Annotated in this window: 13 protein-coding genes; 4 read left to right on the top strand and 9 right to left on the bottom strand. The window is 58.6% G+C overall.

Going from position 1 to position 13948, the window contains the following annotated elements; genetic code table 11:
- Positions 1 to 15: 15 nt before the first annotated feature.
- The 6 genes from OJJ21_RS15680 to OJJ21_RS15655 are packed head-to-tail and all read right to left on the bottom strand — an operon-like array spanning position 16 to position 6426.
- Positions 16 to 723, bottom strand: coding sequence for an ABC transporter ATP-binding protein (locus OJJ21_RS15680; protein WP_297687562.1), 708 nt, complete (start codon positions 721 to 723; stop codon positions 16 to 18).
- Positions 716 to 2473 carry a branched-chain amino acid ABC transporter ATP-binding protein/permease gene (locus OJJ21_RS15675; protein WP_297687560.1) on the bottom strand — a complete coding sequence of 586 codons (1758 nt, stop codon included), beginning with the start codon at positions 2471 to 2473 and terminating at the stop codon, positions 716 to 718. The genes OJJ21_RS15680 and OJJ21_RS15675 overlap by 8 nt, the downstream gene beginning before the upstream one ends.
- A gap of 2 nt (positions 2474 to 2475) precedes the next feature.
- On the bottom strand, positions 2476 to 3333 hold the full coding sequence (locus OJJ21_RS15670; RefSeq protein WP_297687558.1) for a branched-chain amino acid ABC transporter permease: 858 nt from the start codon (positions 3331 to 3333) through the stop codon (positions 2476 to 2478).
- A gap of 20 nt (positions 3334 to 3353) precedes the next feature.
- Complete coding sequence (locus OJJ21_RS15665; protein ID WP_297687557.1) at positions 3354 to 4556, bottom strand: amino acid ABC transporter substrate-binding protein; 1203 nt, start codon at positions 4554 to 4556, stop codon at positions 3354 to 3356.
- Positions 4557 to 4591: 35 nt separating this feature from the next.
- Positions 4592 to 5446 (bottom strand): fumarylacetoacetate hydrolase family protein, encoded by an 855-nt coding sequence (locus OJJ21_RS15660; RefSeq protein WP_297687555.1) that lies wholly within the window; start codon positions 5444 to 5446, stop codon positions 4592 to 4594.
- Between the two features lie 23 nt (positions 5447 to 5469).
- The gene (locus tag OJJ21_RS15655) at positions 5470 to 6426 is read right to left on the bottom strand and encodes a VOC family protein (RefSeq protein ID WP_297687553.1); all 957 of its coding nucleotides are present in this window, start codon (positions 6424 to 6426) and stop codon (positions 5470 to 5472) included.
- 90 nt (positions 6427 to 6516) lie between these two features.
- On the opposite strand from OJJ21_RS15655, the gene OJJ21_RS15650 reads away from it, so the two are divergent.
- The 4 genes from OJJ21_RS15650 to OJJ21_RS15635 all read left to right on the top strand — a co-directional run bounded on the left by OJJ21_RS15650 (position 6517) and on the right by OJJ21_RS15635 (position 9983).
- Positions 6517 to 7224, top strand: a complete 708-nt coding sequence (locus tag OJJ21_RS15650; protein WP_297687551.1) for a GntR family transcriptional regulator — start codon at positions 6517 to 6519, stop codon at positions 7222 to 7224.
- A 15-nt stretch (positions 7225 to 7239) separates the two neighbouring features.
- Positions 7240 to 7827: a malonic semialdehyde reductase gene (locus OJJ21_RS15645; protein ID WP_297687550.1), complete on the top strand. Its 588-nt coding sequence runs from the start codon at positions 7240 to 7242 to the stop codon at positions 7825 to 7827.
- Between the two features lie 417 nt (positions 7828 to 8244).
- Entirely contained in the window at positions 8245 to 9582 is a 1338-nt protein-coding gene (locus OJJ21_RS15640; RefSeq protein WP_297687548.1) for an integrase family protein, read from the top strand.
- A 200-nt stretch (positions 9583 to 9782) separates the two neighbouring features.
- On the top strand, positions 9783 to 9983 hold the full coding sequence (locus tag OJJ21_RS15635; RefSeq protein WP_297687546.1) for a helix-turn-helix domain-containing protein: 201 nt from the start codon (positions 9783 to 9785) through the stop codon (positions 9981 to 9983).
- 306 nt (positions 9984 to 10289) lie between these two features.
- Here OJJ21_RS15635 and OJJ21_RS15630 read toward each other — a convergent pair whose 3' ends face one another.
- The 3 genes from OJJ21_RS15630 to OJJ21_RS15620 are packed head-to-tail and all read right to left on the bottom strand — an operon-like array spanning position 10290 to position 13942.
- On the bottom strand, positions 10290 to 11705 hold the full coding sequence (locus tag OJJ21_RS15630) for an FAD-binding oxidoreductase (protein ID WP_297687544.1): 1416 nt from the start codon (positions 11703 to 11705) through the stop codon (positions 10290 to 10292).
- Positions 11706 to 11743: 38 nt separating this feature from the next.
- Positions 11744 to 12214 (bottom strand): thioesterase family protein, encoded by a 471-nt coding sequence (locus OJJ21_RS15625; protein WP_297687542.1) that lies wholly within the window; start codon positions 12212 to 12214, stop codon positions 11744 to 11746.
- Positions 12215 to 12223: 9 nt separating this feature from the next.
- Complete coding sequence (locus tag OJJ21_RS15620) at positions 12224 to 13942, bottom strand: choline dehydrogenase (protein ID WP_297687540.1); 1719 nt, start codon at positions 13940 to 13942, stop codon at positions 12224 to 12226.
- Between the last annotated feature and the right edge of the window lie 6 nt (positions 13943 to 13948).

Raw genomic sequence — 13948 nt, 5'->3', positions numbered from 1 at the left:
TCGAAGCGGCCGGACTTAATCCAGACCGAGATAGGCCTTCCGGATTTCCGGGCGACGCACCAGATCATGCGCCAACCCGTCCATGGTGATGCGGCCTTCTTCCAGCACATAAGCGCGCTTCGCTATACTCATCGCCATGCTGACATTCTGCTCGACCAGTAGCACTGACAGGCCGTCGGCGTTGATGCGTTGAATGGCATCGAACATGTCCATCACGATCGAGGGCGCCAGGCCCAGAGAGGGTTCATCGAGCAGCAGCAGTTTAGGACGCGCCATCAGCGCCCGGCCGATCGCCACCATCTGCTGCTGACCGCCCGACAGCGAGCCGGCCAGCATCGGCAGCTTCTGGCGCACGGCGGGGAACAGCGCGCAGACCTGCTCCAGGGTCTCGCGCCGATGCGCCCTGGCCGCCGGCAAATAGCTGCCAAGTTCCAGATTCTCCAGCACCGTCATGCCGGCAAAAAGCCGGCGGCTTTCCGGCACGATGGCAATACCGGCCTGGCAGAATTTATGCGGTGCGATGCGGGTAATGTCAGCGCCATGGAAGACGATACTGCCTAAGGATGCGCGGCTGAGGCCGGCCAGCGTGTTGATCAGCGTCGTCTTGCCGGCACCGTTGGGCCCGACGACACAGACCAGCTCGCCAGTGCCGACGCTGATGCTGACATCCCACAGGGCCGGCGCCGCACCATAGGCGACCTTCAGGTTGCCGACCTCAAGCATGAGCTTTCCCCAGATAGGCCGCTTTCACGCTGTCTTCATTCATCACATCGGTGGCATTACCCTGGGCGATCATGGCGCCGTAATTCAGCACGACGATACGGTCGGTCAACGCCATGACGGCGCGCATCACATGCTCGACGAAAATGATCGTGGTGCCACGGTCACGGATGCGCTGGATCATCTCGATGGCTTCGTTGATCTCGCTCGGCGTCAGGCCGGACAACACTTCATCGAGCATCAGCAGCCTCGGCCGTGCCGCCAGCGCACGTGCCAGCTCCAGGAATTTGCGCTGATGCAGGTTCAGGTCGTCGGGCAGCGCATGGGCGCGCTGGGAGAGACCGGCAAAGGCGATAAACTCCTCTGCCGCCTGCAATGCCTCGGTCCGGCTCATCCCCGCGCCGCCAAACATGGCAACCATGGCAACATTTTCCAGCACGGTCATCTGGCTGAAGGGGCGTGGAATCTGGTAGGTGCGCGCGATGCCGGCCTGGGCGAAGCGGTGGGCATCCAGACCGGCCAGATTCTGTCCCTCGAAAATGATCTCGCCGGCCGTCGGCTTGAAATGACCGCTGACCAGATTGATGAAAGTGGACTTGCCGGAACCGTTCGGCCCGATCAGGCCGAGAATTTCGCCCTTACGCACCTCCAGCGTCACATTATCGACCGCGCGCAGGCCGGCGAAGGCCTTGGTCAGCCCACGCACCTGCAGCAGCACGTCTGTGGAAGGCGCCGGCTTGGCGGCTAGCCTGACGATGGCTGCCGTCGGTGCCGCTTCATGCACAGGCGGTGAAACGGCTGCGGCAGGTCTGGTCCGGCCACGCCACCACTGGGCAATCATACCCAGCACGCCGGACGGCATGAACAAGATGACGATAACCAGGATCAGACCGACCATGGCGCGGCCAAACACGGCATAGTCGCCGGAGGTGAAGAAATACAGCAGGCAGGTGATGAAGACGGCGCCAACTGCCGGCCCGATCCAGTGCCGGCTGCCGCCGAGAATGCTCATCAGCACGACCGAGAGTGGCACGGCAATGGAAAAGGTCTCCGAGACCGTCACATAGGAGATGAACACGGCATGAATGCCGCCGGCCAGACCGGCGAGGCCGCAGGAGATCGCCAGTGCATAAAGCTTGTAGCGATAGGTCGGCACGCCCATGACCTCGGCGACATCCTCGTCGTCATGGATCGCGAAAAGCCCGGTGCCGAATTTCGACGCATAGATAATGTAGGAAATCGCCAGTGTCACAACGGCGGCAACCAGCCCCATCATATAGATCGAGGCTGACTGCGACGGACCGAGTTTGGGGATATCGACGCCGATAAGATAAATGCCGGGGCCACCGTCAATCTTGGTGTTCAGGATGATGGTGGCCAGTACAAAGGTGATCGCCAGCGTCAGCAGCGCAAACAGTTCGCCGCGCACACGGGCCACACGGAACACCACGGCACCAAGGCCGACGCCAAGCGCTGCGGCAACCAGGATGGCCGCCGGCAGCGTGGCCAGAAAAGGCCAACCGATGGTGCCGGCCAGATAGGCCGAGCCGTAGATGCCGGCACCGAAAAAGGCGCCATGTCCGAAAGAGAAGTAGCCGGTGTAGCCTGAGAGGATGTTCCACGACACGGCCAGGATGATCCAGTGGAACAGCAGGTAGAGGAAGGATTCCCAGAAGGCAGGGACGCCGAGCCACGGCAGGGCGGCAAAGGCGGCGCCGATGGCGAAAATTCCGGACAGGATGACCTTGTTCATAATCAGGCCCTACCCGGCCGGAACAGCAGCATGAGGATCAGCAGTGAGAAAGAGACGATCGGCGCCCAGGATGGCGCGAAGATCACCATGGCGATGGCCTCGCTGACACCGATGATGATGCCGGCCACCAAGGGCCCGATGGCGCTGCCAAGGCCACCCAGCATGACCACGGCAAAGACCACGCCGACCCAAGAGAAAATCTGCGTCGGCGTCAGCGTGAAGGTCAGCGCGAAGCACACGCCGGCAATCGCGGCGAAGGCGACGCAGACGCCGGAGAGCAGCAGCGACAGCAGGCGCTGGTTGATGCCGAAGGCGGCTGCAATCGGCCCATCCTCGGCCATGGCGCGCATGGCCTTGCCGATGTCGGTAAAGCGCATCGCCGCCCAGACCGCGAATGCCAGCAGGATGGCCAGCAACAACGTGAGCAGTTCCGGCACCGGAACGAAAAGTCCGCCGATCTTGAATTTCTCTTCACCATAGGAGGACTGCAATTTGCGAAAATCGGCTGTCCAGACATACTGGATCAGGCTTTCGATCATCACGGTAAAGCCGAAGGTGACCAGCAAAGAATTGAACGGAGAAATCTTGAAGCGCGACAGCAGCCACTGCTGGGCCACGCCGATGGCGAAGAACAACGGCGCCAGAATCAGCAGGGTGAGCAGCGGGTCGATGCCCCAGACCGTCACCATATGATAGCTGAGATACCCGGACAGGAAGACGAAGCCGAAATGTGCCAGATTGATCTGGCGCAGCAAGCCCCAGGACAGCCCCAAGCCCAAACCGATCAGGCCGTACATTCCACCGATGAAAACGCCAGACAGGATGGACTGCAGCAGAAGGTTCAGACTTGGGAAAGCCATACAGGATCACTCGATTCAGGTTACTGCGTCTTGATCGTCGCGCCGGGTGCAGCCCATGCCTTGGGCCAGACCGTGACCCAGTTGCCGTTCTGCACCTGCTTGATACGCATCAGGTCGTCACCGAAATTGTTGCCCTTGTCGAAGCGCAGCGTGCCCTGGATGGTCGGCACCTGGTTGGCCTTCAGCCAGTCGGCCAGCTTGCGGTCATCCAGGCTCTTGGTGGCCACCACCGCGGCTTCGAGCAACTGCCAGGCGGTGAATGACGCCGCCGCCTGTACCTCAACCTTGGTGTAGGGGAAGCCGGCCGCCTTGGCCCGCGCGTTGTAGGTGGCGACGAACTTGGCTGCCACCGGATTGTTGGTATAGGGCGCATGCTCCTCGAAGATGGTGACCGAGAGCGCATTCTTGGTTTCCGGTGCCGTGGCCATCGGGCCCGGTGCGGGATAGAGATGGAAATGCAGCGGCGGCTCGTAGTCGATCTTCTTCATCGCTTCAAGCAGCATGTTGCCTTCCAGGCCGATATCGCCGACGAAGACGAGATCAGGTTTGGCATCCTTAACACGCGCCGCAATCGGTCCGAAATCACGGTTGCCGAATTCCCATTCCAGGAACAGGACTTCCTGCAGGCCGCGCTTCTTCGCCACTTCGCGTGCACCCAGGCTGAGGAAATGCAGCGAAGGGAACTTCGATGTCACGATGGCAACAGTCTTCGGCGGCTTGGGCAAGGCCGCCAGCGCATCGAACAGTGTGTTCGGCACCGTCGTGCCCGGATCCGGGCCCAGCGACCAGGCCGGGAAATGCATGTCGTATTTTGCCAGCGACGGAATGCCCATCGTATGATGGATCAGTATTTTATTGTAACGCTGGGCAACGCCCATCGCCGACAGGATCGCGCCGGTGGCATAGGGCCCCATCAGCAGATCGACCTTGTCAGACGTCACCAGCTGTTCATAAAGAGTGCGGGCAACTTCTGGCTTGGACTGGTCGTCCTTGACGGTCCATTCCACCTTGCGGCCCAGCAGGCCGCCACGGCTGTTGAGATCCTCAACATAGATCTCGCCAACCAGCTTGTGGACCAGCGCGGTGGCCGAGAGCGGGCCGGTCAGCGCCAGCGTACTGCCGATGCGGATCGGGCCGGATTGCGCCTGCGCAGGTAAAGCGGCGAGGCCAAGACAGCCAGCCGCGATCGCCGCCAGTGTGGCGATCCGTTTCAGACTTTTCATTATTTCCTCCCTCAGCAGTGTTTCTAGTCGACGCCTTACTCGTTCTTGACGCTATTGCTCAGGATGCCGATCTTCTCGACTTCCACCTCGATGACATCGCCCTGCTTCATGAAGATCGGCGGCTTGCGGGCGAAGCCCACGCCGGCCGGCGTGCCGGAGATGATCACATCGCCGGGCTGCAGCTCGAAAATCTCCGAGCAGGTGCTGACCAGCGTCGCCACGTCGAAGATCATGTCCTTGGTATTGGCATCCTGCAGCACCTGGCCGTTCAGGCGAGCCTGGATGCGCAGGCCGACAACACCGGCCGGCAGTTCATCGGCGGTCACCAGCTCGGGGCCGAAGGAGGCGGTGGCGTCGAAATTCTTGCCGATCATCCACTGGTGCGACTTGAACTGGTAATCGCGGATCGAGCCGTCGTTGAACAGCGAATAACCGACGACATGCTCCAGCGCCTTGTCCTTGGCGATGTAACGCCCAGCCTTTCCAATGATGACAGCAACCTCGGCCTCATAGTCGAACTGGTCAGAGACCTTCGGCTTGATCAGCGCTTCGTCATGCGCGACCCAGGAGGACGGGAAACGATGGAACAGCACCGGATATTTCGGCGCATCCTTGTAAGGGCTCTCGGCGGCATGGTCGATGTAGTTCAGGCCGACCGCGATCGCCTTGGACGGGTTCAGCACCGGCGGCAGCAACCTGGCACCTTTGAACGGGGTAGTTGCCCCGCCTTTTGCCGCCGCCTCTTTGGCCTTGGCAAGCCCGGCCGGCCCCATGGCCAGCAGCGCATCGACACTGTCGGGCAGGCCGGCCGCGGTCAGGTCGGTAATGGTGTCGCCGTTGCGGACACCGAGCGAACGCTTGCCATCCTTGAGATAATTCAGAAGTCGCATGGGGAAACTGTCCTTTTACTGCTTCAGCCCTTATGGGCCTGGGTTTCGTGATTGGTGATGAAGTCTTCCGGCACGGCCGGCCCCCAGAGATAGAAGGAATCCTCGGGCGGATGGTCCTGCGCCGGCCAACCGTCGAGACCGACGAAATCGATGTCGTAAGAATATTCGGTGAAGCTGCCCCAGGGATCGCGCTGGTAATAGAAGTAATTCGAGCCCAGCACATGGCGGCCCATGCCCCAGCCGTATGGGTAGCCCTTGTTCAGCATCTGCTCCATGCCGAGGCCGACTTCATCCACGCCGCGCACCACCCAGCTGGTGTGATGCAGGCCGGGGCCATTCGATTTTGCAAAGGCCAGCAGATGATGGTCGCTGGAATGCACGCCATGCATGAAGGCGATGCCGTCGCCAGACTGATCCGAGAGATTCATGCCCATGGCTTCGCGATAGAATTTCAGCGAACGCGGCACATCCGAGCAGAACAGCAGTGCATGGGTCAGGCGCACCGGTTTCACCGGCTGCATCGCGCGGCGGTTGATGCCGATGTCGATCCCTGCGGGATTTTTCATGTTCATCGGGCCGTAAGTGTCGCCTTTCCGGTTCGGCGAGGATTTTTCGGCCACCACGATCTGTAGCGTGATGCCATCGGGATCGCGCAGCCAGAAGCCCTGCTCGTCGACCAGCGGATGTGGGTCGACACTCTTCACGCCGGTCTTTTCCAGATGGCGGCGCAGCGGTTCGTAATCCTCGGCATACACACCGAGCGCGAGGTATTCGAGCTTCTTCGGTTTGCCGCTTTCATAGATCGAACCCCAGCGGTGGGGATGGCCGAAGGTGTAGAGATCGAGACGGCTGCCAACCTGGCGCACGTCGAGCCCGAAATCGGTGAAATACTGCTTCGCCACCCCAATGTCGGGGACGCTGAAGACGAAACGGTCCAGGGAATGGATCGCGGTCACGCCGGAGCGTTTGGGGTCTGCCATCTGTTTCCTCCTGTCGCCCGTTTATGGGTCTGGTCTTTTCTATATTTTTGTCTTACACATAGATTTCACACCTAGCAATATATTTTTCACATGAAAATAATCCACAGCCCGACTGACACCACGCCCGCAGCTCCGCCGGAAAGTCCGGGTACCAAGTCGCATCGCGCCTATACGCAGATTCGCGCCGATATCCTGTCCTGCCGGCATATGCCTGGTACCAAGCTGAATATCGCCGCCCTCGCCGCCGACCTGGATGTCAGCCTTGGCGCCGTGCGCGAGGCGCTGTCGATGCTGCAGTCCGAAGCGCTCGTGGTTTCCGAGCCGCAGCGCGGCTACACGGTGAGTCCGGTTTCCCCTAAGGAACTGGCCGACATCACCGAGGCGCGCATCGCCATCGAGACCCTGTGCCTGCGCACCTCGATCGAACGCGGCGATCTCGCCTGGGAAAGCCGGCTGGTCGCCAGCTGGCACCGCCTGTCACGCCTGAGCCAGAGCGAGGCCGGCAAGGATCTGCATCTCAGCGAGGTGTGGTCGCGCGCCCATGCCGATTTCCATTCCGAGCTGGTCGGCGCCTGCGGCAACGACTGGCTGCTGCGCATGCGCGCCATGCTCTATGAGCAGAGCGAACGCTATCGCCGCATGTCCGTGCCGCTGCAGACCGAGACACGCGACGTGCCGGCCGAGCACAAGGCGATTTTCGACGCGGTGATGGAGCGGGATGTGGACCGCGCCGTTGCCGCGCTGGAAACCCATCTGCGCAAGACCGCCACCATCGTACGCACCTCCGTGGCGCTCTGAACCGGACCCCGCTCCATGAACCGCATTGCCGCCGCCGCCCTGAAGCAGCTCTTCCTCGACGCACGCACCCAGAATGGCTGGCTGGACAAACCGGTCTCGGATGAACAGCTGCGCGACATCTACGACATCGCCAAGATGGGTCCGACCTCGATGAACACCCAGCCGATGCGGGTGCTGTTCCTGCGCAGCCGCGAAGCCAAACAGCGTCTGGCCCCTGCCCTGTCGCCAGCCAATCTGGAGAAGACCATGGCCGCGCCGGTGACCGCCATCGTGGCACGTGACATGCAGTTCTACGACTATATGCCCGAAATCTGGCACAAGCCGGAGGCGCGCGACACCTTCGCCGGCAATGCGCCGATGGCGCAGGCCACGGCGCAGCGCAATGCCACGCTGCAGGGCGCCTATCTGATGATCGCCGCGCGCGCGGTGGGTCTGGATTGCGGTCCGATGAGCGGCTTTGATACGGCCAAGGTGAATGCCGAATTCTTCCAGGATGGACGCCACCAGGTCGACTTCCTGTGCAATATCGGATACGGCGACCCGACCAAACTGTTCGGCCGCCAGCCGCGCCACGCCTTCGAACGCGCCTGCCAGCTGCTATAGCGCCTTCGGGATGCGCTCCGGACGGGCGCACCGCATAACCTCGAACTCTGCGCTTCCGGTGGAAATCGGCAGGGCGCTTTTTATAACTTGGTGCTGCCACATGGCAAGCAGGCAAACGACAACTGGACTCTCACGCCGAAGTCCCACACCGACAGCGGAAGCTGAGCGCCGCCGACGCAACGAAGCGCGCAAATATCTGACATCAAAAAAATGGTGGGCGATGAGAGGGGCGAACTCCCGACATCCTCGGTGTAAAAGCCAACTTTGAGGATGTCGGGAGTTCCCTCACCTTCCCGGGATTCCAAGTTTCCATTCGCGTTCAATTGCTTAAAGGAAACACGGGAAAACTCGAGAACGACCAGGAAATAGGATTCGCACCGGTTTTGTCGCCAAATTGTCGCCAAATCGGAGCAACCTATGCGCGCGCAACTCAAATTTAGTACTGAAGCAGATCTAGCAAAGCTCAAAGCCATAGATGACAAAGACACGATCTATAGCGACGCAAAGACCCAGGGACTAAAGGTCCGTGTCTCGTCTCGCTCAGGACGCAAAACTTTCCTTTTAGAGTATCGTCCTCCTGGTCAGCGTAGCGCAACGAAGCGCAGTTTAGATGGCGTGGAAACACTCAAGGACGCTAGATCAAAGGCGCTAGAGATTAAGGCGTCGCTGCTTCAAGGCGCCGATCCCCTTGTGCCGCCCCCGCCGAAAATCACATTGGGATTCATTGCAGAGCAGTATAAACGAATTAAGAAGCCCACCTATGAAACTTGGCGCTGTCTAGAAAAACGCGTGCTCCCGATATTTGGAAGCCGCGTAGCGAGTTCAATCCGTGCATTTGAGATCAGCGCCTGGCATGCAGGCATGACGAAGGCAGTTCGTTCAAAAGAGAAAGGCAAAGCTAGTACAATCCCCGCACAAATACCGGCTCCTCACGTCGCGGACAAAGCGATAGATATTTTAAAAGCGCTGTTTAACTGGGCAGAGCGACAAGAGCTCATGCCGCGGCACACAAATCCGTGTGAATTCATCGATCGAAATTTCTCTCAACTTGATACAGAGCGCCATTATGAGTGGGAAGATGACGAGTTAGTACGCTTGGGATCTGTTTTAAATCGCTATCAGACTATTGCACAGAACGCACATCTCGCAGGCTCCTTTGGAGTTAGCCTTCGTAATGCTGATGGATCAATTTGCGAACATCTGCCAAGCATTTGGTCGATTCTTGCCATTCGCTTTCTCGTTATAACTGGCGTTCGCAAAAATGAGGCACTGAAACTGCGATGGGATCAGATCAAGGAAGATCGCCAGGTTATAGAATGGCTTCGCAATAGTCGGCGCAAAGAGACCAAGGCCCTTGGGCGCGGTCAGCGCGCCATGCTGCGCGCAATAACTGAACCATTGGAAGAGATATTACGGATTCTTAAAACCGTAAGAGTAGTTGGAAACCCCCATGTCTTTGTGGGAGCAGATCGCCGCGGGCATTTAAAAGAAATTACGCGTGTTTGGTATCGCATTCGCGACGAAGCCAAGCTGACGAAACCCAGCGGCGAACGCCCTCGCATTCATGACCTGCGACATTTCTACGGTCAAATGGCAGCTGAAGCAGGCATGCATGAGAAGCAGATCATGGCTCTCATGGGGCATTCGACGACACTCATGAGCGCGCGCTATTCAAAATATGATCGAGAGGCACGATCAATCATGGCAGAAGCCGTGGCGAACCGCATCGTCAGTAAACTTCCCCCGTCGTCTTGATGAATTTTTGAAGTCGGCTGCATTTCTCTACCCGCAATTTTTCCAACCACGCGTCAGCCAAATTACTGATTAGACTCATGCCATCGGCCGCTGTCGTAAGCTTGCAAGGCTTACGACAGTATTGGCTGCGCATACGGCTCAGTGTTGACGGCGGCATCCGCACTTAAGATGCTGATTTACGCAACAGATAGGAGGCCATTATGCAGGCAGACGATAAACGCAATCTGACGATTTTAGAGTTCTCAGCAAGCTATGGCCCAAGCCGCAGCAAAGTTTATGAGCTCATGAAGCATGGGGCACTCAAAGCCGTGAAATACGGCAAGCGCACTTATATCCCTCGCGACGAGGCCGAGCATTGGCTGCAGTCGTTGCCGGCCTATGGCCAACTGTGCCCGCCGTGATAGGGCTTTCTACTGGACAAGATGAATCACAACTTTTCTACTTTGCACTGGGCCTCTCTATACACTAAGAGAAACTCGTTGGCTCGCTTGGCGGCATGTGAATTCCGACCAGGTGACGAGTAAGCTCGGTACGTCGGTCGCGTCCATCTAGAAATTTTGGCCAGTTCTTTCGCGCCCCAACGTTGGCGAACGCAACACCCGAAGGGGAAGGATACCCGGTCGGCCGGAACCAACCGGATGAGTTTGCGCAGATGCTAAATGGGAGGCCAGCGAACTGCGCTTTCCAGGGAGCATCCTGGGTATGCTCTACACATTAAAAATCTTTCCCGGGTTCATAAGCCCCTTAGGGTCGAACGCCGCTTTGACGGCACGCATCATGTCCAGGTCGATGGATGGCTTGAAATGTTCGAGGCGCGAAACATGCATGATGCCTATGCCATGTTCAGCGCTGATGCTGCCATTCAGCGCAACGGTCTCTTCGTGGATGATAGCGTTGACCGTCGCCGCACCTTCCTCGCAGACGTCCGGAGAGTTGTAGATGTCACGTGGGAGCACGGCGATTACATGTATATTGCCGTCGCCTACGTGGCCGACATGGCAGATGGTCGCTGATTTTAGCGTGGCCAACCGCTTATCAACCCTGGCAATGAACTCCGGAATGGCCGAAATCGGCACCGAGGTGTCGTTGGAGACCGTGAAGCCCTCATGCTTGTTGGCTTCCGAAATGTTGTGCCGTAGCTCCCAGATTTTGGCAGCCTTAGCGAGATCTGTCGCAATCGCTGCGTCTGAGATAATCTCCTGCTCCAGGGCAACAGCCAGCACGGCTTCAAGGCTCTCGGAAGGGCCCCAGCCTTCGGCACTGTCGGCAATCTCGATCAGGACGTACCAGGGCGCCTCCACCGGCATTGGGCTGCTGAAATCCGAGCGGTGCTTCAGGACCACCTTCAGCTGGCTCATGGACATGACCTCGAACGCCTCAATCCGGTTGCCAATCGACTTTTGCGCCAAATGGAGCAGCTTGATGACTTGGTCGAGGTCAGCCGTCGCCACCATGGCGGTCGCTGACTGGACGGGCCGCTGATACAACTTCAAGGACGCTGCGGTGACAATGCCCAGGGTGCCTTCAGCACCGATAAAGAGCTGCTTCAGGTCGTAGCCCGAGTTGTCCTTGCGGAGAGATTTCAGGCCGTTCCATATCCGACCGTCGGGGAGCACTGCTTCGATGCCCAGCACCAGCTCGCGCATATTCCCGTAGCGCAGAACCCCGGTTCCACCAGCGTTTGTCGAAATCAGGCCACCAATCTCGCAGCTACCGACACTACCCAGCAACATTGGGAACTGCCGATCATGCTTCTCCGCCTCATCGCGGACATTTGCCAGGATACAGCCCGCCTCGACGACCATGGAATTGTTAGCCGCATCGACCTCATGAACACGATTCAGCCTGGAAACATTGAGCACGACAGCCGCCGCATCCTGGGGTACGGCCCCACCGGTGAGGCCAGTATTGCCGCCCTGAGGAACAATGCAGACCCCAAACTCGCTGCAAAGCTGAACAACACGAGAGACTTCCTCGGTGTTACCCGGCAGGATGACGCCGAGCGCTCTCCCCTCATACCGGCCACGCCAGTCGCGTAGGTACTGGTCAGTATCCTCCTTGTTCGTCTGAACGTATTTGGCGCCAACAATCGCGGCCGCCTGCTCCAAAATGCTTCCGGACATCTATCCAGCCTCAATCAGTGAAATTCACACTGGAGCGATCAATTCGCGGCACCGGATAGGCTATCGCCTTCCAGGCCGGTAATGAGCGCACGAAAATCGGGCGGGATCGCCATCTTCTGGTTGGACGCCCGATCGAAAAAAATGCAGACGGCCTTTCCGGTACCGACGAGGCCATCTTTCCACACGGCATATTGCTGAATAAAGCTGGTGTTCTTCAGCTCGGCAGTGCGGGCCGTCACGAGGCAACGGTCACCTATTGACAGGGACTGCTCGAACGTGAATTCCAGCGCCCTCAGGACAATGCCGTAAGAAGAATGAAGCGTCCACTTCCCTAACAGTGCCCGGAAATAGGCTTCGCGAGCATCCTCGCACCACTGAAGGTACCGGACATTGTTGACGTGCTGATTGGGGTCCAGGTCGCCGTAACAACACTCAACCTCGATGCCGAAGTGCCAAGCGCCATCAACACCAAAGGTGCTAGCTACCGATTTCTCAAGAAGTATAGGCATCGCGTCGCCTCAACGGGTCGCTCTTGCGTCGGCAAGAATCATGTCAGCAGCCTTCTCAGCAATCATCAGGACTGCGGCCATTGTATTGCCCGAAGTGATCGTCGGCATGATTGACGCGTCAGCGATCCGTACACCGTCAAGTCCGTGGATGCGCAGCCGGTTGTCGACCACTGATTCGGTATCGACACCCATCTTACAGGTACCGACGGGGTGGTAGATGGTCTGGCCGTTAGTTCGCGCGAATTCGAGCCACTCATCATAGGTATTGACTTCTTCGCCAGGGCTGAGTTCATGGTCGATATACTGCTGGATGGCCGGATGCTTCATGATCTCGCGACCGATCTTCATGCCCTCTACGATGGCCATTTGGTCGGTCTTAGTCGCCAGGAAGTTCGGCCTGATAGCAGGCTGTTCGCTTGGATTAGTGGACTTGATGTGGATGGCGCCACGAGACTCGGGACGCATCTGAGACACGCCCAAGGTCATCCCCGGTTGAGTGTCGAGCGTGCGAACGGCTGCATTGCCATAGCTGGCGTGCATGAAGAAATACTGGACGTCTGGCGAGTTCAGGGTGGCATTGGTTCTGACAAATCCATGAGCCAGGCCCGTGCCAAGAGCCAAGATACCCTTCCGAGTCCAGCCATACTGAGCGACCGCTTTGATAAGCGACAATCCGCGGGTGAGCTCGTTCAGCGTGATAGGCTTGTTCACCCGCCAATTCATGCGCGTGCAGAAATGATCAATATAGTTGGCGCCGACCCCACGGAGGCTATGCTTCACGTCGACGCCCACTGAACGCAGTACATCCGGATCGCCGATGCCTGACAACTCCAGCAATTGCGGCGACTGGATGGCTCCAGCGGTCAGTAAGGTTTCTCTGGCGAGCGCACGCTGGGTGCGGCTCCCGCGCTGATACTCCACGCCAATAACACGCCTTCCTTCCAGCACAAGTTTGGTGACATAGGCGTCGGTGAGAACTGTCAGGTTCGAACGGTTCCTCGCCGGTCGCAGATAGGCGTTCGACGCACTCCAGCGACGGCCATCGCGCTGATTGACCTGGTAATAACCGAAACCATCCTGAGATGAGCCATTGTAGTCGTTGCTTCGCTTGAACCCGGCTTCCTCTGCCGCATCAATAAATGCTTCTGCCAGAATAGGCCGCTCGATCACGCGGACGACATGCAACAGCCCTTTGCCCCCGCGCAGCTCGTTCTCGCCGTCCTCAAAAACCTCCAGCTTTTTGAAATACGGCAGGACGTCGTCGAACGACCAACCCTGGTTTCCCATCTGGGCCCAACCATCGAAATCGGCGGGCTGGCCACGGACGAAGATCATGCCGTTGATAAGGGAGGAACCACCCAAGCCCTTGCCGCGCGGGACGGCGATGACACGCCCTCTGGTGTTGTCCTCAGGCTCCGTGTTGAATCGCCAATTGAACTTGGGGTTTGTCAGGAGCTTGGTGAACCCGGCTGGAATGTTCAGCCAGATGCCTATGTCCTCTCCGCCTGCCTCAAGCATCAAGACCTTATACTTGCTATCTGCCGTCAGACGATTGGCAAGCACGCATCCGGCGGTACCGCCGCCTACAATAATGAAGTCAAACCTGCCGTCACCCATATCACTCGTACCTACATTGATTGGATCACCCCAAGGCGCCGGAATGTGAGGAGCAACCGCGGGCATGCCACCGCTTTCCAGGCTTTCCACTGATGGTTCCGACTTACTCACCACGCT

This window comes from Ferrovibrio sp. (assembly GCF_025869515.1).
Taxonomy (GTDB): Bacteria; Pseudomonadota; Alphaproteobacteria; order Ferrovibrionales; family Ferrovibrionaceae; genus Ferrovibrio.
Note: the sequence above shows the minus strand (reverse complement) of the source record. Positions and strands in the feature narration are given on the sequence as shown.